The 23474-nt window shown below is 57.1% G+C and carries 21 protein-coding genes and 1 tRNA gene; 10 read left to right on the forward strand and 12 right to left on the reverse strand.

Going from position 1 to position 23474, the window contains the following annotated elements; translation table 11 throughout:
• The first annotated feature begins 47 nt into the window (after nucleotides 1-47).
• Both QZ638_RS05545 and ppa read left to right on the forward strand, forming a co-directional pair.
• Complete coding sequence (locus QZ638_RS05545; RefSeq protein ID WP_295807887.1) at nucleotides 48-554, forward strand: GNAT family N-acetyltransferase; 507 nt, start codon at nucleotides 48-50, stop codon at nucleotides 552-554.
• 205 nt (nucleotides 555-759) lie between these two features.
• Nucleotides 760-1293 (forward strand): inorganic diphosphatase, encoded by a 534-nt coding sequence (gene ppa, locus QZ638_RS05550; protein WP_295807889.1) that lies wholly within the window; start codon nucleotides 760-762, stop codon nucleotides 1291-1293.
• Between the two features lie 17 nt (nucleotides 1294-1310).
• Here the strand turns inward: ppa and QZ638_RS05555 are convergent, their stop codons facing one another.
• From QZ638_RS05555 to QZ638_RS05565, 3 genes are all read right to left on the reverse strand, one after another.
• Nucleotides 1311-1919: a hypothetical protein gene (locus QZ638_RS05555; RefSeq protein WP_295807890.1), complete on the reverse strand. Its 609-nt coding sequence runs from the start codon at nucleotides 1917-1919 to the stop codon at nucleotides 1311-1313.
• A 56-nt stretch (nucleotides 1920-1975) separates the two neighbouring features.
• Nucleotides 1976-2275 carry a DUF167 family protein gene (locus QZ638_RS05560; protein WP_295807919.1) on the reverse strand — a complete coding sequence of 100 codons (300 nt, stop codon included), beginning with the start codon at nucleotides 2273-2275 and terminating at the stop codon, nucleotides 1976-1978.
• Nucleotides 2276-2448: 173 nt separating this feature from the next.
• On the reverse strand, nucleotides 2449-2739 hold the full coding sequence (locus QZ638_RS05565; RefSeq protein ID WP_295807921.1) for a YggT family protein: 291 nt from the start codon (nucleotides 2737-2739) through the stop codon (nucleotides 2449-2451).
• Nucleotides 2740-2998: 259 nt separating this feature from the next.
• Between QZ638_RS05565 and QZ638_RS05570 the strand changes: the two genes are divergently transcribed.
• Nucleotides 2999-3074 (forward strand) — tRNA-Ala (locus tag QZ638_RS05570).
• Nucleotides 3075-3405: 331 nt separating this feature from the next.
• On the opposite strand, the gene QZ638_RS05575 is transcribed toward QZ638_RS05570, so the two are convergent.
• From QZ638_RS05575 to QZ638_RS05595, 5 genes are all read right to left on the reverse strand, one after another.
• Nucleotides 3406-5118 carry a recombinase family protein gene (locus QZ638_RS05575; protein ID WP_295807892.1) on the reverse strand — a complete coding sequence of 571 codons (1713 nt, stop codon included), beginning with the start codon at nucleotides 5116-5118 and terminating at the stop codon, nucleotides 3406-3408.
• 53 nt (nucleotides 5119-5171) lie between these two features.
• Nucleotides 5172-5705 carry a DUF2924 domain-containing protein gene (locus tag QZ638_RS05580; protein ID WP_295807893.1) on the reverse strand — a complete coding sequence of 178 codons (534 nt, stop codon included), beginning with the start codon at nucleotides 5703-5705 and terminating at the stop codon, nucleotides 5172-5174.
• Nucleotides 5705-5932, reverse strand: a complete 228-nt coding sequence (locus QZ638_RS05585; RefSeq protein ID WP_295807895.1) for a DUF3489 domain-containing protein — start codon at nucleotides 5930-5932, stop codon at nucleotides 5705-5707. Before QZ638_RS05585 ends, QZ638_RS05580 begins: the two co-directional genes overlap by 1 nt.
• 756 nt (nucleotides 5933-6688) lie before the next feature.
• The gene (locus QZ638_RS05590; RefSeq protein ID WP_295807897.1) at nucleotides 6689-7519 is read right to left on the reverse strand and encodes a hypothetical protein; all 831 of its coding nucleotides are present in this window, start codon (nucleotides 7517-7519) and stop codon (nucleotides 6689-6691) included.
• A 127-nt stretch (nucleotides 7520-7646) separates the two neighbouring features.
• Nucleotides 7647-8711, reverse strand: a complete 1065-nt coding sequence (locus tag QZ638_RS05595; RefSeq protein WP_295807898.1) for a DUF4917 family protein — start codon at nucleotides 8709-8711, stop codon at nucleotides 7647-7649.
• Between the two features lie 356 nt (nucleotides 8712-9067).
• Between QZ638_RS05595 and QZ638_RS05600 the strand changes: the two genes are divergently transcribed.
• Nucleotides 9068-9355 (forward strand): hypothetical protein, encoded by a 288-nt coding sequence (locus QZ638_RS05600; protein ID WP_295807899.1) that lies wholly within the window; start codon nucleotides 9068-9070, stop codon nucleotides 9353-9355.
• Nucleotides 9356-9792: 437 nt separating this feature from the next.
• Nucleotides 9793-10779: a hypothetical protein gene (locus QZ638_RS05605; RefSeq protein ID WP_295807901.1), complete on the forward strand. Its 987-nt coding sequence runs from the start codon at nucleotides 9793-9795 to the stop codon at nucleotides 10777-10779.
• Between the two features lie 268 nt (nucleotides 10780-11047).
• Here QZ638_RS05605 and QZ638_RS05610 read toward each other — a convergent pair whose 3' ends face one another.
• Both QZ638_RS05610 and QZ638_RS05615 read right to left on the reverse strand, forming a co-directional pair.
• Nucleotides 11048-12220, reverse strand: coding sequence for a hypothetical protein (locus QZ638_RS05610; RefSeq protein WP_295807902.1), 1173 nt, complete (start codon nucleotides 12218-12220; stop codon nucleotides 11048-11050).
• Between the two features lie 792 nt (nucleotides 12221-13012).
• Nucleotides 13013-14602 carry a hypothetical protein gene (locus tag QZ638_RS05615; protein ID WP_295807904.1) on the reverse strand — a complete coding sequence of 530 codons (1590 nt, stop codon included), beginning with the start codon at nucleotides 14600-14602 and terminating at the stop codon, nucleotides 13013-13015.
• Nucleotides 14603-14791: 189 nt separating this feature from the next.
• Between QZ638_RS05615 and QZ638_RS05620 the strand changes: the two genes are divergently transcribed.
• The 3 genes from QZ638_RS05620 (at nucleotide 14792) to QZ638_RS05630 (ending at nucleotide 19136) form a co-directional block, all read left to right on the forward strand.
• A complete protein-coding gene (locus QZ638_RS05620) occupies nucleotides 14792-16501 on the forward strand; it encodes an ankyrin repeat domain-containing protein (protein WP_295807906.1) in 1710 nt (569 codons plus the stop codon).
• Nucleotides 16498-17871 (forward strand): ankyrin repeat domain-containing protein, encoded by a 1374-nt coding sequence (locus QZ638_RS05625; protein WP_295807908.1) that lies wholly within the window; start codon nucleotides 16498-16500, stop codon nucleotides 17869-17871. The genes QZ638_RS05620 and QZ638_RS05625 overlap by 4 nt, the downstream gene beginning before the upstream one ends.
• 299 nt (nucleotides 17872-18170) lie before the next feature.
• Nucleotides 18171-19136, forward strand: a complete 966-nt coding sequence (locus QZ638_RS05630) for a hypothetical protein (RefSeq protein WP_295807909.1) — start codon at nucleotides 18171-18173, stop codon at nucleotides 19134-19136.
• Between the two features lie 85 nt (nucleotides 19137-19221).
• Here QZ638_RS05630 and QZ638_RS05635 read toward each other — a convergent pair whose 3' ends face one another.
• Nucleotides 19222-19581, reverse strand: coding sequence for a hypothetical protein (locus QZ638_RS05635; RefSeq protein WP_295807911.1), 360 nt, complete (start codon nucleotides 19579-19581; stop codon nucleotides 19222-19224).
• 41 nt (nucleotides 19582-19622) lie between these two features.
• Nucleotides 19623-20168 carry a hypothetical protein gene (locus tag QZ638_RS05640; RefSeq protein ID WP_295807914.1) on the reverse strand — a complete coding sequence of 182 codons (546 nt, stop codon included), beginning with the start codon at nucleotides 20166-20168 and terminating at the stop codon, nucleotides 19623-19625.
• A gap of 472 nt (nucleotides 20169-20640) precedes the next feature.
• On the opposite strand from QZ638_RS05640, the gene QZ638_RS05645 reads away from it, so the two are divergent.
• Both QZ638_RS05645 and QZ638_RS05650 read left to right on the forward strand, forming a co-directional pair.
• Complete coding sequence (locus tag QZ638_RS05645) at nucleotides 20641-22137, forward strand: alpha/beta hydrolase (protein WP_295807915.1); 1497 nt, start codon at nucleotides 20641-20643, stop codon at nucleotides 22135-22137.
• Nucleotides 22138-22196: 59 nt separating this feature from the next.
• Nucleotides 22197-23474, forward strand: a 1278-nt coding sequence (locus QZ638_RS05650; protein ID WP_295807917.1) for an MFS transporter, incomplete at its 3' end; no start/stop codon positions are given.

A 23474-nucleotide genomic window follows, 5' to 3' on the forward strand; every position in this document is an offset into this window, starting at 1 on the left:
TCTAATGCTTGCGCATGTCGACCCGACGCAGCTATGGTTAAAAAACTATGAACACGCTGACGATCGACATCAGACGAGCTGAGCCGAACGACGCCGATGCCGTGGCCGAGGTCCACGACAGCGCATGGCGCGGCGCCTATACCGGCATCATCCCTTATCAGGCGCTGGGGCGCATGATCGGTCGGCGTGGACCGCGCTGGTGGGGCAATGCGATTCGCCGCTCTGCCACGGTTCTTGTGATCGAAATCGGCGGAGAGATTGCCGGCTATGCGACATTGGGGCGCAATCGCGCCCGCGAACTGACGCAGGAAGGCGAAATCTACGAGCTTTATCTGCGGCCGGAATATCAGGGTATAGGACTCGGCCGTCGCCTTTTCCAGGCGGCGCGAGACATGCTCGAGGCACACGGTCTCAAGGGGCTGGTCGTCTGGGCTCTGGAAGATAACGAGACCGCGCTGGCGTTCTATTCAGGTGCCGGCGGACGCGACATAGCCGAAGGTGTCGAAGTCTTCGAGCATCGTGCGCTGCGCAAACTCGCTTTCGTCTGGGATTAGAGGCGGAACGTCTGGAGTCCGTCTTTGGCGCGACGTGGCATAGTGTCAAATTTTTGCACTGCACCATTCGCTGCATTGCCATGCAGGCCGTGACGCGATAAAGCGGCAGCCATCCATTTCCGGGCTGCCCCGTCCGGCTGGCCTTGTCGGCCGCCTTGCCGGTCTTCGGCAGCCATAACCTGCCAGAACAAAGGTTGCTTTCTCCATGCGCATAGACGCCATCTCCACCGGTGACAATCCGCCGGAAGACGTGAACGTCATCATCGAGGTCCCGGTTGGCGGTCAGCCGATCAAGTACGAGATGGACAAGAACTCCGGTACGCTGGTCGTCGACCGTTTCCTCTACACGCCGATGACCTATCCGGGCAATTACGGTTTCGTGCCGCATACCCTGTCCGACGATGGCGATCCGATCGACGTTCTGGTGTGTAACACCCGCCAGCTCATCCCCGGCTGCGTCATCAATGTGCGTCCGATCGGCGTCCTCATAATGGAAGACAATTCCGGGCAGGACGAGAAGATCATCGCTGTCCCGTCGCCGCACCTGACACGACGCTACGAAAGCGTCAAGAATTTCACCGACCTGCCGGAAATCACACTGCAGCAGATCCAGCACTTTTTCGAACACTACAAGGATCTCGAGCCCGGCAAATGGGTCAAAATCGGCGACTGGATGGATGCGGACGCCGCCCGAAAACTGATCGTCGAAGCCGTCGAACGGGCCAAGGCAAGCGCGTAGACGAAAGGGCCTGCGGCTCAGCCGTCATCGCCACCCGCACTCATCGGGGCGGGAACGTCGCCGGCGTCGACGACCGGCTGATCCGCCCCGCAAGCGAAATCGTTGGCCTGCCCATCGGCGATGCGGCGGGCTTTCTCGTTGGCGTTTTCGTTGCCGGTCGCCACGACGTAGCCGATCACGCAACCCTCGCGCCCGAAGACCTGCCCGACCTTTTCGACCACCAGTACCTCGATCTTGTCGCCAACGCCCAGACCGTCGTCCACGAACCAGCGATGGATCGTCGCGAAGGGCCATTTGCGATCGCCATCGCTCATGATGCGCCATTCGATGGTCGATCCGGTCGAGTTGAAGCCAGCAAAGCTTTCCCATTCCGGCGCAAGGTCACCATCCGGCGGAAAGCCGTAGAAAATCGACTCGCGCGCATCGCCATAGTAGATGAGCACAGGATAACCGCGCCATCCCGTGCAGACGAAGTTGATCCAATCGCCGGGATCGTCACCCGCTGGGGCGGCAAAGGCGGCGCAATTCTCCTGCGTGTCCACCTCGGTATAGGCGCTTTCGATATCGGCGGCCTGAGCTGCGCCAGCAAGTGCGGCGGCCAGGAATCCCGTCAATGCCAGTCGCATGGGCGATGTTCCTCCTCGTAAGGCGCGGCAAGCATAGACGTTTTTTTCCATAGCGCCTATCGCTGCGCGGTGAGCATCGTGAGGCGGGCGATGAGTTCGTCGCGCTCGCCCTTTATCTCCACTGTTTTGAGGCGTGAGGTTTTTCCGCCGGTAACCGAAACGGCACTCGCGGAAACGCCGAGCTGCTTGGCGAGCAACTTTTCGAGGGCCGCATTGGCTTTCCCGTTCTCCGGCGCTGCGCGTATGCGCAACTTTAAACGGCTTCGGCCATCCACTGTCTCTGTTGCGCCCTCGATTGCGTCGCGCGAGGACTTGGGCGTGAGGCGCACGAAGAGTTCCAATCCGCCATCGACCATTCGGTAGAAGCAGGGCGGATTCGTCACGGATCAGGGCGTGCTGAGGTCCGCGCCCGGAGCGGCAGAAAATGGCATTCTTCGCACCTTTGGCGCTCGGGTGCCCGCATACGGATTCTGATCCGGTTTTCGAAAGGCGCCATTCTCGTCTCGCTCAGCCTCGATCCGAGAAGAGCTTAGAGAAGCGCGGGAGCGATCGTTGTGAGGATGAACTGCCGAAGGAAGAACAGCGCCAGCAGCAGAATGATCGGCGAAATATCGATGCCGCCCAGATCCGGAAGAAGGTTGCGGATCGGCCGCAGCGCCGGCTCCGTTACACGGAAAAGGAAGTTGCCGATCGAACCGACGAACTGGTTGCGTGGATTGACAACGTTGAAGGCGTAGAGCCAGGAAAAGATTGCAGAGGCGATGATCAGCCACCAATAGATGTCGAGCGCCATGATGATGGTCTGGATAAGCGCGAGCATGCCGATCTCCTGGCCCGTGTTAAGCGCGGCAGCGGGAAGCGAGGAACAAGCCGTTGCCTGCTTCACATGCCGGGAATTTTGCGACATGTAGCCACTGCCGGCGCATGCGGCAAGTCTGGCCTGTGTTTTTAAGCTCCGGGAACGCGCAAACACGCTTCTTTATCATCGCTTGGGGGCGGTTCGCACTCATGGCGATCCCGCGAGTTGGCTTCTTGACAGGCCGAGGGCGGCGGACCTAAATGCTGGCCACCGGCGAAACGGGGCTGTAGCTCAGATGGGAGAGCGCGTCGTTCGCAATGACGAGGTCAGGGGTTCGATTCCCCTCAGCTCCACCAACCGTCCGCCGGTTAAACTCTGCCCACAAGCCTTGATCCGAATACCGGCGTGTTTTCCGCAGCTTGGCCGATAGTTGTGCATCATCCTCTGCATTAGAGACCCGCTGATTGGGTGTATTTGGTCGATATGTGACCTGCCGTCTCTGTTGGGGGATTTGCGTGCCCACATGTTTGGCAACCTGATGGTGGCGCCATCGCCCAGATGCGCTTGGAATATGGAGATATCGTGGTGCGAACCCGGGGTGGGTGACGTGTGATGCAGGGGCATTCGCATGGGATGTGACAGCAAGGACCAGGCGACGTGGAGAGCGTCACTGGCGAGTGGCCGATGCTACAAAAGTGATGCTTCTTGCTCAGACCAGATCGGGGAAAGCTCGGTGCGGGCAAGCTGACGCGCATTCAACGATAGAGGCTGACGACCGGTGAGGATGGCTTCGAGCGCTGCCGGGCTCAAGAACGCAAGCGGCAGAATGCGCCCGACATCAGCCCGGTCCATCCCGAACCTTTCTGCAATGCGGCTTGTGTTTATGGCCGATGGACCGGTTAGCCGGCTGAGAAAGACATGCGCCCGGGCAACGAGGTCCACCAATGTTTGATCCGGTTCCGGTTGAGTATAGGGAGAGCTGATCACGATGCGTAGGCCATTGGCCCTGCGGCGGAGTGTGATCGGTACCTCGATGGAAACCGGTTCATCCTCTGAGGTTGGATCGTCATGCGTGTTTGTCTTTTCAACCAACCGGTGCGCAATTCTCGAACTATTGACCTCGAAGCGGATTGCCGAGGTTGAAAGGGAGATTGATCGGAACATTAGGTTCAACACCTCGCGCCGACGATCGGTGTCACTCCATTCTTCCATTGATTGGGCAAGTTCGCGCGCCCGCTGCAATCCGAGCTGGGTCCGATTGGTCAATCCGCATTGTTCAACCCAGCCCGCGATCAGGCTTTCGTTCCTTAAGAACGCCGCAGCCTGATTGCAGATCACCTTCTCGATCTCATGTGCGGCAATGCGCCAGCCATCAGGAGCGGCATCCGGTGTTCGCCTGATGCGGCGCGAGACATAATATCGGTAGCGTTTACCGTGCGCCTTACCATGGGTCGGTGCCATGCGATCGCCGGTATCGTCGAACAGGATGCCCGTCAGCAGATGAGCGTTTCCACAGGTGGCCCGGCCCTTTGTACGGTGTGTTCCATCTGCGAGCTGCTTCTGCACCGCCAGGAAGAGCTCTTCATCAATGAGGGGCTCATGCTCGCCGTCATAGACCTCTCCCTTGTGGCGTGCCTTGCCAATGTAAACTGGGTTGGCGAGAAGGCCGTAGAGGACGCCTGAGGAGATGCCGTTTGAAGCATAGCGTTCGAGCCGGGAAGACTGGCCGCATGTGATCACCGCTGCAACCTCCTGGCTGATTTGTCGAGCGAGCCTGGGCACGGATTGCAGTTCCAGATATCTGCGAAAGAGGTTTCTGACGAAACGTGCCTCAGGCTCCTTGATCACGAGCCTGCGATCGTGAACCTGATAGCCGAGTGGCACGGTGCCTCCCATCCACATGCCCTTCTTCCTCGATGCCGCAATCTTGTCGCGGATGCGCTCGGCGGTGACCTCGCGCTCGAATTGCGCGAAGGAGAGCAGAATATTGAGAGTAAGCCGTCCCATGGAGGTGGTGGTGTTGAACTGCTGGGTGACGGAAACGAAAGACGTTTCGTTGTCGTCGAACACTTCCACCATCTTTGCGAAGTCCGCGAGCGACCGGGTGAGGCGATCGATCTTATAGACCACAATCACATCAATCTTGTTGTCACGGATATCGTGAAGCAGCCGCTGCAAAGCGGGGCGGTCCATCGTGCCGCCCGACAGGCCACCGTCGTCATAGCGCTCCGGTACCAGCTTCCAACCAAGACTGGTCTGTGAGGCGACGAAGGAGGCACAGGCTTCTCGCTGAGCGTCGAGCGAATTGAACTCCTGGTCAAGCCCTTCGTCCGTTGATTTACGGGTGTAGATCGCGCAGCGAAGGCGCCGCTGCGCAGAACGAGCTCCATTGTTGCTCATGCCCTGCGGCTGTGGCGACAGGTCGACAGAAGTCGACGCCGGTTGAACACGCTTCATAACCCGAAGAACCTCGGCCCGGACCAGTGGGTGCCTGTGATCTTGCCGGCTATCGCAGTAAGGGAGCGATAGACCCTGGCTTCGAAGACATAGCCGCCTTCGATCACATCAACGGTATGGGTCTGGCCATTCCATTCCCGGATTAGCCGTGCTCCGGGAGCAAGTGTTCGCCGTTGACGTTGAGGTCGCGCATCTTGCGGTGAACAGTCGCCAGCAACCCCTGCCGCTCCGATCTCGGCGCTCCGCTCCTCATCAGCTGCCGCAGTACTTCTTCGTTGGTGACGGGAAAGCAATGACTGCTCGACCCTTCTTACAGCGGCTCTCAACAGGCGGCGCGTCTCGACCGGAATACCGCCAAAGTGTTTGGATTGCGTGTGCCAGAGGATCGCCCTTTTCAGAAGGTCCTGGCGAACGCCTTTCGGAGGCAGGGAGCCATAGATCTTGCGCCAGCGATCAACAAGCTCGTCGCGCGTAAGCTCGTTCAGTGCTTCGGCTTCGGCGGCAATATCGAATGTTGCTCGCATGGCCATCAACTTGCTCCACCTGCGTCCTCATAAAGGATCCGGTATCGCCGTTGGCCGTCTCGCCCAACCTCGCTGACGAGATTGAGGTCAAGCTTCTTCCGCACCACAGCGGACAGGAAACCGCGCACCGAGTGCGATTGCCAATCGGTGGCCTCCATCATCTGGGCGACGGTTACCCCTCGCGCCATGCGCAACTTCTTCAGAATGACATTGGCTTTCGTGGATTTTTGCATCGTGCTTCTCTCCAATAGCGTTGAGCCCATGCAAGCGGCTGCTTGCACGGGCTCAAGCCCGCAATCGGGCGGGCGATGAGGCTTTGGAGACGTGAGGGCCGTTTGTCGGCCGGATTACGTCATGACCAATGCTTCGCTTGCAGAAAAAGTCCAGTGGCCATGCACGTTTCTGGCGACAGTAGGCGGGAGAAAATACATGTCGGTGGATATGGCGAGTGAACTGAGGTGAACGGTCCGACGAGCGTTCGTGTTATTGGCCGCGCAGGACCTCACATACATTGTGCCATTCATTGGTGACACGCTCGACGGAACCGCCGGCCAAACGCGCCAGGGCTTCCAAGGCTACGGGTTCGGTGGCGTCAGCCGTCTCAGACAGGCTTCGAAGCAGCGATACGCTTCCCTCTAGCAAGCGCAGGTCTGGTTCCATCCGATCTAGACGATCGAAGACCGTTTGTCGGTCCATCTGAAGTTTCGTGCCGCTCGATCCTTTTCCCATACCGTGCTCCTTCATCAGTCACGGCACACATGCTTCCTTTGCTGCGGAAGTCCAGTGCAATTATCTTCTAGAGAAAGATGGTTGTGGCTGCTGTGGGGCCGTAAGCCGACTGTCCGGTTCTGGCCGAAGAACTGAGTAAGCCGCCGTTCGGCAACCCGAACCCGATGCGGTCATTCGTGCGACTTGGGGTCTACCCTGAAAGCAAACACTTGAGGACGATTCACTAGCGGCAGATCATTTGTCGAAACAACGATTGGATCTCAGCCTTTTTGGGTTGCCTCACAATTCGATGAACCTGATGTATCGTTGGGCATTTTTACAGCCGCCGACAACGCATCGGTGAAGAGGTGCCACATTGTCGCCGCTTCTTCATCGACGCGTTGAAGATACCATTTTTGGAAAGTCACTGGGTCGCGCATCGAAGGTATGCGCTCGTCCTCTTGCAGCTTTTCCTGAATAGCCTCGAATGCCGCCGTCACAGTGCTGTATGTATTACGCAAAAAGCGTTCGAGAACCTGCCGTTCTTCCTTCGTTTTTATTTCGCCGATCTGTAGCATTCGGGATACGAGAGAAGGACGCTCGTGCGCATGGGTTCTGCGGTGACGTTCGCGCAATCGATGCACGAACTTCCGCCGGAAGTTTCTTGTATATTTGCTTGGAGCCTTCTCGTCCCCGCTGTCGAGTTCAGCAGCCAAGGCGGCGGCGAAACGGATAAGTGCTTCGCCCCTTTCGAGGATGCCGTAGAACTCCGCGTTTCGGACTTCGTAGCAATGCTCGTGGAAAGCCATTCCAATTTCCGTATCTGGCATATCGACGAAGAATTTGTACCTCTCCACGAACTGGTACCGCCTGATCTTCTGCCCAAGGTTCCCCACCTCGAAAGTTGCCAATCCAATGACGTAAAATGGGGTTCGATACGTGTCACGCGCATTGGGGGGGACCATGTCATCAACAATGGCAGTCACCCGTGCCCCAAAGGCTTCGAAATCGGCTGGTATTAGATTTTGTAGGTGACGGTGAAGTCGTTCAGCGAAATCGTCGATCGCTGATTGCGGAACTTCCGAAGGAGGCAAATAGGCGTCTTTGTTCAACCGGTCCAATCCCCTTAATTTTGACATTCGCAAGCCGATACGCGAGTCGCGAAAGCCGTCTTGGAACCCTATTGGCGTATCCGGACAGCCTGTTCGCCGCCCCGAGCCACAAAGCAGCCCAAAGCCGTTAGCCCCAGACCTCGGCGGTTTCGGCTTGGTAGAATGCGACCTCCAGTGGCCACTTGTCGTGTCGAAGGCTCGCCAGCCACTTGGAACGGCTGACTATCTCCGCGTTCCACGCCTCCTGCGGGTCGCCGTAAAGGCCGACGTACAGCTTTTTGAACCGGCCGCGCCCGATGCGGGTAAGGATGTGATCGTCGTTCGCGGCCAACGAATGCCCGAAGATGAACCAGCAATGCTTGCCTTGTATCACATTGCTGGTGAGCTGTTTGAGGCCTTGGTAAAGATAGGCGTTGTGCCGAATTTTGTCCTTCTTCTGGGCGCTGGTCCCCTCTGCTACAAACAGCGGAAACTTGTTGCTGGCGAGCGCGGCGCGGGCTTGTTCGATTAGGGGGATGCCCCTCCTGACCCAGGTGTACTTCAGCAAATCCTTACCCGAATCGAACAGATGCAGCGCACCGTGCAGGAACATTACGCTGGCACTATGCGCATTTGTCTCTCCTTGCCACACGACATAGTCCGCGTCGGGTTCATCCTCGTCATTTTCGAAGCTATCGTTCTTGGCGAGATCAACTGGATCTCCGAATGGAACATCGTCGTGCATCAAGGTCCAGTAGAGCAGCAGGTCGTAGTTCAGCGTGAAAACGCACCCCGCTTTGTCGCCGGACAGAAAGTGAGCGAGGAAGCGTCGGCAGGCCCAGAACTTTTCCACCGGGATGTCCGAGGGGATGTGAGGATGGTTGCCCGCGATCGTCTGTACCAAGATCTCCTTCAGCATCGTTGCGTGTTCGAGCATCTTGGATGGTGCCGCGCCCCCATCGGCGATGTATGCCGGCAGAATGGTGGCAGCGCTCTCCAGTGTGCGGATGACCGACTCGAAGTCTTTGGTACCTAAGGCCCCGAAAACAGACTCGATCTCGGGCGCACCGGAGAAATCGGCCTGATCGTACAGCGATCCGTAGTGAAAGATGTCGGCGCGGCAGGCAATGCTGAACCCGTTTCCAAGCAGGAGGTGTCTTTTAGAGAACTGTTCAGAATCCGCGATAGCCTGTTCAAACGTCAGTAACGACAAATCTTCTCCCCCAACGCTAGTAGTCCCCGCTTTTGCCGTCCTTCATGAACTATCTCAGATGCCGCAAGGAGAGTCACTGCCGACTCGTTAGCAGGTAGCGAACAGTCAGCCGGCTTCGGCAGGTCCAAAGTTCCGTCCACTATCCGCAGCTGAGGAAGATAGGATTGAGAAGCCGCGCAAGCCTCAAATCTGTGGAAACCTAGCCTCGGAACAAAAGACATTTTCGGAAACACGTTTCACTACGGCTAATCTGCATCCGTGGATCATGGGGGAAGAACATGAACTTTCAGCGCAGGGTCCGAGATTGGCTTATCGCATGCTTTCCGCCAACCTCGGTCAGCGACCGTCAGGAGCGGATGCACAGATTCCTCGAAGAGGCCCTTGAGCTGGCCCAGGCGACTGGCTGTAGCAAGGCCGAGGCTCTAGAACTCGTTGACTACGTGTTTGCGCGGGGAATTGGCGAAGTGCGCCAGGAGGTAGGCGGTGTCATGGTGACTCTGGCCGGCTTGTGCCATGCAGCCAATGTGGATTTGGAGGGTGCTGCCCAAGCCGAGCTCGAACGGAATTGGAACAGGATCGACCGCATTCGCGCCAAGCAGGCTGGCCGCCCAACCGAGCGCGCGGCTTGCTCATTCGGAGGGTAACACCCAGAATCTCGAGTGTGCCGCCGCGTGAGCCCACGTTCCTGTTAGCGTCGTCGAGGAGCGTCCGGTACAAGTCGACCAGAAGCATGTCCAGATTATCGCCCACGATTTCCAAATCATCCTCCCAAGTCCCAGCAAAAATTTTCGGGCACGGGCGAAGATATTGCAAGAGCTACTACATTGCGGAGCCTCCATTCCTTACTTTTAGGGTGCTGATTCATTGAATCATACCTGTGCAATCAGGTTTTCGGCATGACGCTCGTTGCCAGCTTCCGGCGCTCGGCATCCAAAGCGAGGGTAGTAGCCTGCTATTGAAGGTCAGCAAGGTCGATAATATCGTGAACACCTATTCTGGAGCCCACGTTAAGGACTGTGGAAGCGCGGGAAAGCGCAGTGTTCTACTTGCAACGCAAGCTTTTGGAGCATTTCCTTTTCGCATGTCTGATTCTGTAGAGAATGCTCGCAGGTTTCTGGAGAACCTGCAGCGCCCCGATTTGTCCAAGCTGCTTGCGTTTTCCGAGGTCGATACCGATGTCGGGGAATGGTTCGACACCATCGTCACCATTCGGTCACCGAAACCGTTCGCGGACGCTATTGCTGCGCTGCCGCCTCATGACCGAAAGCGGATTGCGGAAGCTGTGGTCAGCAATGAAGGCGACACCACCGCCCCGTCTGACATCACCTGCAGGACGCTGCCCGGGCATACGATAGATGGCGCGCAGGCTCTCCTCCCTGAACTCATCGTCCATCAGCAGACAATGATCGATGTCGGTACGGGGAACGCGAGCATTCAGGACGTCAACGACTACTATCTGGCACGCGAGAGGCGGATCGCGGTGCTCTGCTCGGCCAACGGCGTTCCTTACGAAAATCCGCACGACGATCTCTGGAGTTGGTTCCGATACTACAAACAACACTTCGGGACGTATGCTGAGCGCCGACAGTACATCCGAGAGCTTTTCAAGCCTGCTATAAAGGCAGTCTCCGGCCGCACCTTTGCGACGATCCCAGAGCGAGAACCTACCGGCTGGGAGCGTGTTGATCGTGGCTTGGCGAAGGCGCGCTCCGACCTCGAAGTGGCTGCCGCCGAGGAGGCATGGCAGGCTATCGGGCTATTGTGCCGGGAGGTCATCATCTCGCTTGCGCAGGCAGTTCACGATCCGGAAGTGCATCTCACGACTGACGAGCATGGGACTCTCATCAGCAGAACCGACGCCCGACGCCTGCTGGACGCATGGCTGCACTATGAGCACACAGGCGGCAACAACAAGGAAATCCGCGCGCACATCAAGGCCTCGCTGGACCTCGCCGTGAATCTACAGCACCGCAGGACGGCAACACGGCAAATGGCTGCCCTCTGTCTCGAAGCGACGTCGTCTGCGGTCGCCGTCGTGGCGATTTTGGCAGGTCGTTGGGAAGAATAGGTGAACGTTCAGATGCTGGCTGCCGGAGATGGGAGGGAGATTTCCATACTTCAATTGCGAACGAGATCGTTTGTCAAAGCCCTGTCGACATCGAACACTAGCTTACAGCGAAAAGGTCAGCAGAGACTGCGGTGCGATTTCACCCTCTGGTAAAACTTCCACAGGCGTGGGCACTGGGGAAAATGTCCGCTTTCAGGAAGTAATAAAGCCTGTCGCTACGACCGACTAGGGGGCGCATATCAGCCTAAACGTTGGGGTATCTAGGCGGTCAATCTCGGTAGGTCCAATCGGTAACGGCAGCGACCTGCCTAAAGACCCCATCGACTCCATCAACGGTCGGATCGGCCCGCTGGAGCCACTCCTCCGCCCATGCGATCCACTCTTCGACGTTGCGTCCATCGATCTCCGCAGCGGACTCGGTGTCCATTGATCGCAATTCAGTCAGGAAATCGCGCACAGCGGCGAGTTTGTGCCAATCCTGCGCTAGCTCCCTGAATTTTCGCCAGCGGTTAGTGTCTCGCTTGCGCCGTTGCTGCTCCTCATAGCGGCGTCTCTCGGCGAGCTGGCGCTCCGCCGCCTCTCGATCCTTGCGTTGTTGAACGAGCAATGGTCCGGCAGCGACGAAAGTGGCCAGAATGTCCGGCAGCATGCCCTCCATTGGGTGCTTCTCGGATTCAAGCCATTGGCGTGGAAGACCTGCGGGCCATTGCCAAGTCTTGATCTCAAAAACCAGCCATCCCGTCGGCACCAGTTCCTTCTTCCAGCCGTTGTCGCCGGGTGAGCGCCATCGCTTCTCGTCATCGGTCAGAGGGCGCCGTTCCTGCTTTTGCTTCTCGCGAACTTGAAACTCCACCTTTTCGCCCAGGACCTCGGCAAACAAGACTCCTCGTTCTCCCTGCATGACCTTCCCGCCTTGGCGCTCAATCGCCTTGAACAGCGCGTTCAGAATTCGATGTTTGCGACGGTCCGTTTCAGTGAACTCGCTCGGACGATACAGATCACGCCGCCATGGATCGCGTTCATTTCTGGCCCTCCGCTTCTGCTCCTCATGCTCAGCAAGCCATGACGCGATTACCGTGTGTGGTCTCAGAAGGCGCTCGGGCACAACAAGGGCGGATGCGCTTGCGCGGGCTTTGTCCGCCTGTTGCTTGATCTCCGGCGGTAACTCTATGGGAGGTGTCGGGCGAATGGTAATGGAGCGTGCGTTGCTCGATTTCGGCAATGGTGTCTGTTTCGGCGCTTTGTCGACAGCATGCTTCGCCCAATATCCGCGTGGCGGATATGGGATATCTTCCCGATCACAAATCTTTGCGAGGCCATTGCCGCTGATCCCATATTCCTCAGCCAATCGCGACATCGGCGTCGTCCACACCGCTCTATAGAGCTCCTCTCGTGTCATTGTGGTCGGTTGTGTTGGACGTGGCTTTGGCGTGGTCTGCACAGGCTTCTCAGGCGCGGCCGTTGGAGTCTTCTGTACCACGCCAAGAGCAGTTCCCGAACCCGCTGTGACGTGTTTAGGTTTGCGCCTAGCCCCCTGATTCTCGGTATCCAGGACTAGCGGCTCAACACATCCAAACGGCGTTGGCGGCAAAGACGGCTGTTCGACCGGCTTTCCGAACTCTTTCCGCATCCAATGCCCGGACGACGGCGTTGGGATATCAGCACGTCGCAGCAATGTGCTGAGAATGCCCGTAGTGGTACCGAGTTCGGCAGCCAGGTGGGACATCGGCTTCGACCAGACGCGGTCATAGAGCTGTTGGCGGGTGAATCGGTGTTCCATGGAAATCTGACGGAGCGGCGATCGTGGATTCTCAGCGAGAGGATGTGATCGGTTCAATAGAACAAGATAAGAACCTACGAAAGTCGTGGTGAGGTGAAATTCGCTATACGACCGCCAGCAATTCGAACTTTTCATCGCCAAACGCGGCAGCCTTTGTGCCTTCACACAGGCTCTCTTCCGTTCGCAGTTTTGGCGGTTACAGCGTACTGTGGAGAGCAATCGGCGGACTTCAGCGCACGTGAGCAGTTCGAACACCTACACTGAAACTGTCATTTGGCGTTCTGACCTCCCATAGTGATGTCCGACTTTGGGATGCGCTCAACGCAACGTAGACGACCAATGACGGCGCGCGAACCAGTCGTTTCCTGCGCGAAGACGAAGGACTTTGCCCTGGTGTTGTCCGACCGAGCATATTGGATAAATTCAGGCGCGCTCACTTCACAAGGTTGCCACCTACTCAATCCCACATGAGGTTCCGCCAGGATCTCGATCCCAACAACTGTTTGGTTTCCAACGCTGATGGGTGTTGGGTTCTTTCTGCTCCCTTTCAAGGCTTTCATCTCGGTTGCTTTGGCTTCTCTGTTGCCGAGAACGTGTGGGTGCATTTGTATCAGCCTTCTTCACAAAGAAAATTGAATTTTTACAACCAAGTGAGTAAATACCTGGGTCTAGTCTATTGCCTATAGTATCTTTTGTGCTGCATGAAAATTGAACCGGAAAGGTGCAATTATTTCGCACGGATGTTATAAAACCTAATCGATAATGAGATTTACGAATAATTTCCACGCAGCTCAAGTGAGATGCTTTCTTGTTGGAATCATGGAGTTTTTCCTTCATTCCAACGCTGGAGGGCCGCTTGGTTGATGCAAACGTGTTCGATTCTCGCCTCCTTCGAACGATATTATTCAACTCGCCAAATGCGGCACTGAGCGAGGCCTGTCGTTGCTTCCGTATCCGCTGGCTCTCCTCTCCGGAGATTTGTGACGAAATTTCGATCGCTGGCGGAGGTTTCCAGACGATCGTGGCAATCGCCGCCGCAGTCGCAGCGACCGAAACAATATTGGCGATCGGCTCCGATATAGCTCCACTTGCGCGTCCTTCCACGATCGTCGTTAATAGTTCGCTGTAGGCTCCGAGGACTGCGCTCTGTCCGGCAAGGGGGAGTCGTACGAACCCAGCATTGGCGCTGTTTGCAACAAATGCAGACCTGGCTTCCATCTGGCTCTGGCTGGGGCGCGGGTTTGAGGCACTATACCCGGCCCAGGCTTGGTCGAGTTGCCCCATTGCCTCTGCCTGCAATCCCTGAAGATATTTCGTGCCGTACTTCGTTATTCGCTGGGAGAGCCTATGCGCTCCACTTTGCGGCACGCTGTTACCCATGAGCGCTCGCGCAATGGTCGGTGCCCGACTTTGGAATTTGCGGATCGTGTTGAAATCTGGACCGAGGCCTGAAGGACTTGCGGCGCGTTGAGCCGCATTTTGCAGGATTTCTGCCTGCCGTTCGGTTTCCCTACGGCGTTTCTCTTCAAGCTCGCGGCGTTTTTTTTCCTCGGCCTCGCGAGCTTTGTGCGCCTCCAGCTTCGCCATACAGCTTTCACGAAGCTGCTTAATTCGTTGTTCAAGCCCACATTGCTGTTGCTCGTACGGGGCGCATGTAACAAACCCCTTGTTAGTCATCGTGGCGTTTACGGTATTACACTCCATGTTGTCACGGATCATGGAAAGATCGCCTGTCCAGTGGTCGGACCAGCACTGCGAACTCTTGGTTCGGATCTCGTCGAGTCTTTGGCGGAAGGGGTAAGCATCTGACAACATGTTACAATCGGTGTTTTCCGTAGGGTTCAAATAGCTGGCGGTAGCGATGCTGATGGATCCGATCACAGCCGCGATCGTGACCATCAACATGGTCAGCTTGCACTTTAGTGCCGCGGAACCGAGTCCAGCGAAGTGTCTCCATTTGAGCATGATAAAGAACTCCCTGAACCCGAAGCATCGCCCCGTATTTTCTGCGGGTGTGACGGAGTAGAAGTGATCGATGCCCATCCACCTAATGTCATGACTACCTCCCGCCGCAACGTCAGAGTATTTGTCATTCGCCCGTATCCTGGCGATTCCTATGCTCGACGCCCAGCAAACAAAGCGCAATCCCCCCAACGGGGGATTGCAGCCTGAAAGATCCACTGCACCATACGATTTCGGCGCATTTGAATGTCGGGAAATGGGAGTTCCAGCATGCGGAAATTGTCGATCTGGCTGGCGGCGGGATCTGTCCTTTTGCTGTCCGGTATCGTCGCACACTCCCAGGAAGCGGAACGACAGATCCAACAGGCGGTGAGAGGAAACGACGTCGCCGGCCTGCGCCAACTCTTGGAAAAGGGGGTCGATTTCACTCGGTCAGACAGGCCGCAGGTGGAACTGATGGCCATGGCTGCGGCTCAAGCAACGCCGGAGATAATCGAAGTCCTCGCGCGTAACGGGGTCGACATCAATCGGGCGGATAGTGAAGGCTATACGCCCGTGATGCGTGCGCTGGAGGCCGGCCGTATCGAGAATGCACTCGCCTTGCATAACCTTGGTGCTGAGTTGAAGGGCGTAACGGAAGATGGCTATACGGTGCGGGTTCTCGCGGAGATTGCGGGGCTGGAAGATTTCGGGCCCGAATACGCCTCACGCCCTCGCAACGCGTCGCAGGAGGAATTGGACCAGCTGCTTCTTCTCGCTGCGGAAAGCGGAGATGTGGCCGCGGCGCGATTTGCGCTGGACAGCGGCGCGTCGCTGGATACCAAGGTACCGGCGAATGGGTGGAGTGCCGTCATGCTCGCCGCGCTTTCGGGCAATCCGGAGATTGTCGAATTCCTGTCCACGAAGGGCGCGTTGGGAGCAGATGATCAGCCATGGGAAACTGTCGGCGAGGGGGTGGACGTTGTTGTCGCAGCCCTTGTCGGGGAAGGTGGGCCGGAACAGGATCATGACCGGGCGGCCGAGATACTGGGGATTGTCAAGCAGCACCGTCCGGTCGTCTTCCAGAAGAATACTGAACTCTATCGCCAAAAGGCACTCAACATAGGCTACCCCACGGCATTCGTGCGCCGGCATTTCCCGTTGATTTTCCTGCAGCCGGTGGATTTCCGGATCCCCTCTCCAATACGTGGCGGGCCGGATGGGTGGCGTGAACTTCAGATGGTTCTCAAGGAAGCCGGTTTCTATGACGCGAAGGTGGACGGCGTTCCTGGACGCATGACGCTCGCTGCTCTATCGCGCTATGGCGTCAGTAGGCTGAAAGCGCTGCATGACAGCTGCGCGACGGCAGCGCGACGCGCCCTGGACGAATTCGACATTCGGACGTCGGCCACCGACCAGGCAAAAGATGGGTTGCTTTACATCGTCGCGGCCGCGGCGAATGCGGCCTCCGGGGCGGGAAAGATTTGGCTAGGTGAGTTCCGTGTTGCCGGTAGGCACGACAACGAAGGGCATACAGCCCTTACAGAAGCCGGTTTCGTTCTTGAACTTGCGGCGCGTTCAGGCCTCCCGACCGGTGACATGATCTGCAAGGGTGGACCGTTCGACATACGCTATTACGGTTCCGATCCGGGCAGTGCCCGAATCTCCTTCGACGTCATTGTACCGGATGGGACTGTACGGTTTACGATCCATGGCCAAGGGATTCAGGTGGCTTGGCAAGGCCGTTCAGGAACGATTCGTGGCGAGCATCAGCTCGCATCGCCGCTTCAGGACTTTCAAATATCCGCGAGGACGCTGCACAGAATCCGCAATCTCGTTGACGGACGAATTTGTTCGCCAAACCGTCAACCGATCCAACACTGCCGAACCAGAGAGAAGAACGGTAACTTTATTGAAATCATAGAGGATGAACCGGGCACTTGGGAATGCGGTGTGAACCTGGCGGGCGTTCATCAATGCAAGGTGGGCGTTCGCCAATGAGGGATGCTGTCATGCGTTGTTTCTCGAGTGTCCGGTTCGAACTCCTTGGCGTCGTCGCCATTCGGGTCACCCTTCTGATCGTGCTTGAATTCAGCGCCACAGAATCGCTTGCGCAAGTGGACGACGCTGATTCCCTGCCAACCGTGCGGACCGGCAACAGTTCTTCGGTACTCGAGACCGTCAGAAAGTGGGGTTTCGAGGCCGAGATTATCGAAAGGCGGAATGAGATCCTTGTTCGTGCCTCTCAGGACGGCGATATGGCTTCGGCATCCCTGGCGCTTGAGCTCGGAGCGGATGCGAAGGCCAAGGGGCCGAGTTCCTGGACGGCGATCATGTCTGCCGCGTTTGGCGGACACGATGAACTCGTCCGACTGCTGGCTCGAAATGGCGGATTGGCAGGCCAAGATGAACAACTGCACGTTGCGGATGATGAGATGAATGTGGTTCTCGCTGCACTTCTTGGCGCACAGGGCAAGAGCTTCCAGCGAGCCGCGCGTGTGCTTGTTGCTCTGAAAGAAGAGCGGCCCGGTATTCTGGCCAGTGGTGTGGCGCGCTATCGCGAATATGCCGAGAGCCTGGGCTATGATAAGGAGTTCATTGCGAAGTATCTGCCGCTGGAGCGTTTGCCCCCGCTCGACTATCGGCTTCCCAGTCCGCTACCGGAGGGTGTCGATGGTTGGGAGAAGGTTCAGCGGATCCTCAAAGAGGAAGGGCTGTACGATGGTGTTATTGATGGTCGGTATAACCTGGACACGGCGCTTGGCATGCTCGCCTACATTGACGGTTTAGAGGCGGCCCTCTTCAATCGCTGCTACGAAGCTTACACGCGGGCGTTGAAGCACAGGGGCAATGGACAGGTGTTCGGTGGGTTTTCTGCATTTGCGCATTCATTGGATGGTCAGGATGGGGCGTATCGGCTTGTGGCTGGTGAAGGGGACATTCGCCGCTCGGACGACAAGGATAAATTCTTACTTAATGGGGCCGGGTATTACATGGTGGTCGACTTCCGGCCCGGTGATGGCTATTCGATCTCTTGCAGAAGTTCGTATCCAATCAAGCTCGAAATTCAGATTGATGTTGATTCCATCTGGGCGCAGCGGTCCATGTCGTTTGTGAGAAACGTGTACTATCGCGAGAAAGATGGAGGCCATGAAATTCGAAAATCGAAACCCGATGGATCAGTTTATTTTTTCGACAGATTGCCCGGCATGAATCTAGAGACTTCTGCAGGAACGAGTGTGGATGCCAACCTCTTCGGAAACGACGGTGATGACCGGCATATCAAGCTGAGGGTTGGGGACTATCGCACATTGGTGGGCGTTGTCGATTTGACCGAGATTTCAGATGCAGCGGTTCAGCGGGACCCTTGATGGACGCGTGTTTCCTCTTCGGCTTGTATTCTCAATGGTTGGTTGCAGTGTGCCAGATGACGAGCAAGTGATCGATACAGGGGGTCTGTTCGTTCGATTTGCAGCTTCGATGAAGGCAGGCGAGGCTGACAAGTGACGGAGCCTGGGTCGCCTGTTGAGCCATCGACACACCCGTCATCAGGAAGACTCTGGAGTGATGTGACCGTGTCTCACCTTTTCGGGGGATTGCCGGATAATTGTGCATATCTCAATGAGATCATTTGTCATGGGCTCCTGCGACCCTCCTATTGGAGAAGTGAATGCTATTGCGCAAGTTTCTGATGCTGACCGTCGCTCTGGTAACATTGGGTTTCGATCCGGTTTTCTACCAGGACGGCGCAAGGGCAAAAAGCGGCTCGATCGCGGCCCGCGGTAGTCTCGATGACAGGCATTCTGTACCTGTGCTCAGGCATCAATACAACGATAAGCCCTCCAGCCTGTCGGACGAAGAAATCGCGGTTCTGCAGGCTGCAAGTCGGACAGGGTTTATTCAGTTCCCGGACTGTAGGAGGCCATCCAACAATCTTAAGCTAATCGGGAACGCTTTTCTCGTTCGCGCGAATGGTCGGGACGCCATCATGACATCCGGTCACTTGATCCTGGACCCCAAGACCGACGCAATCAGGTATGATTGCACCCCCGACCAATTCAGGCGGATCGTCTATTATCCAGACATATCCTACATCGATCTGAAGGGCGCAGAGGAGCCGGAAGACGGCGATCCGGGAACGATCGGAGTTGCGTTGGATGATACCGAACAGTTTAATCTGGAGGAGCTCGCGCACAACAAGCCGAACCTCGATTTCCGCAATGACTGGGTGATCTTCACGCTGCCAAATCCAATTTCCGAGGAGCAAACGCCGGATGGCAACGTTCGCGGATACTTCAAGATGGCGTCGAGACAGTTCGTTGAAGGGGAAGTCTATGATGGATTTCTTATTGGCTTCGACCCCTATATAGACTCTGAGAATGGTGGTCCCGCCAGCACCTATCAAAAGTGTACGTTTGAGATCGTAGATGGTCGGTTGAAGCACAGATGCTACACCACTCTCGGCTCAAGCTCTGCGGTGGTGGGAACAATGGAAAACGGCGAGATCAAGTTGGTCGGGATGCATAATCAGGATGTGAGCGATCCGGAAGCATCATCAAAAGGAGATTCACGATCGGGTGATGCCGTCTTCGGCCATTATATCGAAGCTACGCAGGACATTCAGTTCGCCCGGTGATTTCTGGACGCAGTATCTCTACGCATGATGCCTTGTCGCCGGCTGGCAATGTTTCGGTGTTTCACGCAATCGAAGCGGTCGAAACTTATGGTTGGCCGCGTACCATGATCGTGAACCCAAGCTCCCGACTCTTTTCCCCATCGGGCCCCAGTACATCGCGCCACACCGAAAGGCATCCATCCGCGTCGTAGAAGGTCATGCCATGACCTTCGGCATTGTAAGACGCGTCGAACGTCTTGGGGTCGTTGTGTTGCGCTTTTTCGGCAAAAGACCGGGCTTCAGCGGTAAGGTGAATATCGACCTCGTCACGACAGAGATTCATCACACCCATATAGGACCCCGCTATCATGGCGACTTCCTTCGATGTGGGAAGTGTTTGCGCCCAGGACGGAGATGCGAGCAGGGCGAAGATTGCCAGGGACAAGGAAATGGATTTCTCTTTCAAGATGCGGTCCTCCGATCTGTGCTTCTGAAACTTTCCGACGATCAATGGAATGATGCCGCGTAGTTGTAGACATAGACGCAAAGGGCCTTGCCGTTTTTATCGATGAACTCGAACACAGCGCGGGACGGGACTGTTTCCAGACCTGCCGGGTCCAAACCAGCGGTTTCTCTATTTAGATGCCTGTCGAAGACATCGGTCAATTCGTACTGAACAAAGTTCAGGATATCATCGTTCAGGCGCATATAGCCCCGATCCTCAATCCAGTTGTCAAATACGGTCTTGGAGGTTTCCCGTCCGGATTTTGAGAGGATTCGTATTGTCAGGACGGGTTCAAATTGCCGATAGGCGTTCAATTTCATTCCATAAAAGTCGAACGATCCATTGCCGATGCCCGGATTGATGAAGAGCGGGGTTTCCAGCATGGGGCTTTCCGGGTCTTCTGCGCCGATCAAGCCGACGATTGGCCCACATGCAACAGATTTCTCGTCCGCAGGTTCCAGCAGGCCCGAAGGTGCAATCCTCGGCACAACACCTTCGCTCGGTCCCTCCGCCGCGTGATTAACGTGCATTCGAGTGGCGTTGGCCAAGGCGGGTGCCTGGCTAGAAGCCGCGAGCATCAAACTTAACAACAGAACCGGTATTCCCCCCAAATTCCAAACACCTCCTTCACAGAATGTACAGCAACTGCATGATCGGCGTCGATTGTGAAGCCATTCGTCAGCTGTACAATCCCCCCGAAAGGGGATATCGCCTGCGCTGTGCTCCGGTCCAATGCACCGTTCGGTGCGCCCTCCCGACCTGTTCGCAGAAGGTCGCAATATTGATCTGACCATCAATCATGCGGGTGCACCTGGTGGACGCGGCGTTGCTCTTGCCTTACGCTGCGATAGTCACCCAAAGGGGGGATGGCAGCATTCGTACTTGGAACCGAGTGCGCCTGGATGGTTGCGACATCCATGGAGAGGGGAAATGCACAATGCGGGGGGCCGCATTAATCTGCACGATGATCCGCCTAGCAGCGCCAGCGCAAGGGCGTGCAGGGATGCGACATCTGACGCGTTGAACTTCCTGGCGGATCAAGAATTCGACGCCTTTGACAAATGGCATGATCGCTATGGCAAGCGCTTTGCTACCAATTCCAGTCTGCATGGGTATCCGGTCCCAGTTCTGCAGTATGCGAATTGGCGTCTGCTCGATACCGAGTGCATCAATGCGCTCGATCACGATCTACATCGAGAGATAGAAGAACGCATTCGGTTGCGCCGAACGGGGCGCAACGAGCAATGCATCCTGCATGGCGACGATCTGCTGATTTTGCACGATACGGCAAGAGATCGCTCGACCGGTTTTGTCGTTATCGTATCCCCGGACGCCCTGGAATGGTTCCTTGCACAACACTTTCCGAACGCGAGGCCGACGCCGGCATTGCTGAGGCTCACCGCATGCTATCTGGGTGGACTCTCACTCTCCGAAGGGGCCCGTCTCGACGGGAAATCCGTCGAGACGCGCAAGAGCCAGGCAAGGGAACTGCGGCAACGGCTCGACCTCGAGCGTACCGAGGATGTGCAGCGAATTGTCGGTGGACAACTCATCGCCGCTCTTTCGGCCATGCTAACCGAGGCCTCGGTGCAGAGCCATGATGTGTTCGAGCGATACCGCGAGCGATACCTGCCCGAAGCCGTGCGCTGCCTGGTGCTGTCGGACAGCGGCAACAAACCCTTCCGAATTCTCGATATGGGCCCCAAGGCCGGTACACCGCTGATCGTCTTACACGCGATGATCCTGCCGGACATCCGTCAAAAGGATATCGCTCTTCTCGACGAGTTGGGGCTTCGGCTGATCTGGCCGTTGAGAAACGGACTTTATGCGCCCGACGATCCGACATTCTCCGAAGACGAGCAAATTCGTCATGCCTGCCATGGCATCGATTTGGTGCGGCGGGTGTTCTGCGAAGAGAAGATTCACATTCTGAGCCTCGCCGCCAGTTCCAAAGTGGCGATCGCCTATGCCAGAAAAAATGCTGAAAACATCGATGCACTGTTTTTCGCGGCGGCCTGTGTGCTCGAGGGGCGGCCTGTCAGCGGCGCTCGCCGGCTGGCGAAGGGGATGCTGGCGCTTGCCAGCCGCAACGAGACGCTCATGAGCGCCACCATGGATTATTTTCGGCGGACGATCCTCACGCCGGCGCGTTTCCCCGCATTCATCCGCGGCCAATTTCAGGCAAGCCGGGCCGACAGCCTGATTGTCGAAGCCGAACTCGCGGGACCGCATGGCGGCGAACGGTTTCGCGAGGCATTGATCCATTCGATTCCATCGGCCCGCCACGATTTCGGATTTCAACGCGCGCTCGATTGGGATCTTGCCCGCGCGCTCGGCATTGAAACGCATTTCCTCCATGGCGACGATGATCCCATCCACCCGCTACCGCTGATCCGGACACTTGTCGAAAGTTTCTCGGAGGCTCATCTGCATGTGATCGAGAAAGCCGGGCAGCTCCTTTATCACGATCATCTGCGCGATATGCTGACACCGATTGCCGCACGGATTCGTGGCTGATGGAGGCGAATGCCGACCCGCGTCGACGCGTTCGCGCAGCCGCAGGGACGGTCCCACCATTGAAAAAGCGGCTGGTGTTCGCCTCGCCGGAAATCGCCATCACCATCCTGTTTGCGACCGTCAATTCCTGGTATTTTTATTTTCTCGTCAACGTTGCCGCATTGCCGCCGATCCTCGCCGGCGGTGCCTTCGCTTTCGGGCGGATCGTCGATGCGATTTTCGATCCGATCGTCGGCAGGTGGAGCGACAGACGTTCCTCGAAACACGGCCGCAAGCGCACGATTCTTTACGCACTCGGTCCCACAGCAATGGCGTTTGCGCTGATATGGAGCCTGCCCGCGACGGTCGAGGGTCCCTGGCTCAAAACGTTTGTGGCGGCGCTCAGTTTCGCTCTGTTCGCCTTCGGTTACACCCTCATTACCGTGCCGCGCATGGCGATGCTGCCGCAATATGAGGCGGACTATCATGGGCGCACCGCCCAGATCGCTGTGGACATGGTGTTCATTTTCCTGTCTCTGGCTTTTGCCGTGGCAGGCGTGCCGGCGCTGATCTCCCTGATCGACGGTTCGACGGAACTTTCGGCAACGGCCGCCGCCGCTTGGTGGCCCGCAGCGGCGGGGCTGGCTGGTATCGCCTGTCTCGCCTATCTGCCTTTTCTCGTCTTTGTACCCGATCAGACTGCCGCACACCCTTCGCAGTCGGCCGACAGGCTTTTGGGCGACCTTCGAGCTACGCTGCGCGTGCCGCGCTTTCGTCTGACAGTCGCTGTCTTCTTCCTGTCGGTGGTCAGTCTCGTTTCCATTCAGTCGATGCTGCCGTTTTTTCTTGAGAGCTTTGTCGGTGTCCCCAAGAACCGGCAGGCTCCCGTTCTGGCAACCGTGTTCGCGATCTCCGTCCTGAGCCTGCCACTGTGGGTGGCGCTGGGCCGCAGGATCGGAAAGGTGAGGGGGCTCATGGCAGGCATCGCCGTTTACGTCATCTTTCTCTTCCTCACCGCGCTCATCGGCAGAGGAACCGGCGTTGGTGCCCATCTCATCGTGAGCGCGGTCTTCGCGGGCGCCAGCATCACCGCGCTCAGCGTCTTCCCCTGGGCCATGGTGCCCGATGCCGTCGATTTGTATCGAACCGCGACCGGTCGAGCGCATCAGGGGCTGTGCGTCTCGGTCTTCACCTTCACCAACAAGCTGGCAAGCACGACTGCCGTTATGCTGAACGGTGTCATTCTTTCCCTCAGCGGTCATGTGGCCGGGCAAGCCGTTCAATCCGAACAGACGATCTGGGCAATCCTGGCGGCGACCGTCGCGTTGCCATTCCTTTTTGCCGTCTTTTGTTTCCTT

It is taken from the genome of uncultured Nitratireductor sp., from assembly GCF_913053745.1.
Classification (GTDB): Bacteria; Pseudomonadota; Alphaproteobacteria; order Rhizobiales; family Rhizobiaceae; genus Nitratireductor.

Excerpts from the sequence above, each read along its gene's own strand:
- QZ638_RS05605 (WP_295807901.1), top strand. The coding sequence starts at position 9,793 with ATGTCTGATTCTGTAGAGAATGCTCGCAGGTTTCTGGAGAACCTGCAG.
- QZ638_RS05580 (WP_295807893.1), bottom strand. The coding sequence starts at position 5,705 with ATGGCCATGCGAGCAACATTCGATATTGCCGCCGAAGCCGAAGCACTG.
- QZ638_RS05600 (WP_295807899.1), top strand. The coding sequence starts at position 9,068 with ATGCACAGATTCCTCGAAGAGGCCCTTGAGCTGGCCCAGGCGACTGGC.
- QZ638_RS05625 (WP_295807908.1), top strand. The coding sequence starts at position 16,498 with ATGAGGGATGCTGTCATGCGTTGTTTCTCGAGTGTCCGGTTCGAACTC.
- QZ638_RS05585 (WP_295807895.1), bottom strand. The coding sequence starts at position 5,932 with ATGCAAAAATCCACGAAAGCCAATGTCATTCTGAAGAAGTTGCGCATG.
- QZ638_RS05560 (WP_295807919.1), bottom strand. The coding sequence starts at position 2,275 with ATGGTCGATGGCGGATTGGAACTCTTCGTGCGCCTCACGCCCAAGTCC.
- QZ638_RS05615 (WP_295807904.1), bottom strand. The coding sequence starts at position 14,602 with ATGGGCATCGATCACTTCTACTCCGTCACACCCGCAGAAAATACGGGG.
- QZ638_RS05620 (WP_295807906.1), top strand. The coding sequence starts at position 14,792 with ATGCGGAAATTGTCGATCTGGCTGGCGGCGGGATCTGTCCTTTTGCTG.
- QZ638_RS05630 (WP_295807909.1), top strand. The coding sequence starts at position 18,171 with ATGCTATTGCGCAAGTTTCTGATGCTGACCGTCGCTCTGGTAACATTG.
- QZ638_RS05555 (WP_295807890.1), bottom strand. The coding sequence starts at position 1,919 with ATGCGACTGGCATTGACGGGATTCCTGGCCGCCGCACTTGCTGGCGCA.
- QZ638_RS05545 (WP_295807887.1), top strand. The coding sequence starts at position 48 with ATGAACACGCTGACGATCGACATCAGACGAGCTGAGCCGAACGACGCC.
- QZ638_RS05565 (WP_295807921.1), bottom strand. The coding sequence starts at position 2,739 with ATGCTCGCGCTTATCCAGACCATCATCATGGCGCTCGACATCTATTGG.
- QZ638_RS05575 (WP_295807892.1), bottom strand. The coding sequence starts at position 5,118 with ATGAGCAACAATGGAGCTCGTTCTGCGCAGCGGCGCCTTCGCTGCGCG.
- ppa (WP_295807889.1), top strand. The coding sequence starts at position 760 with ATGCGCATAGACGCCATCTCCACCGGTGACAATCCGCCGGAAGACGTG.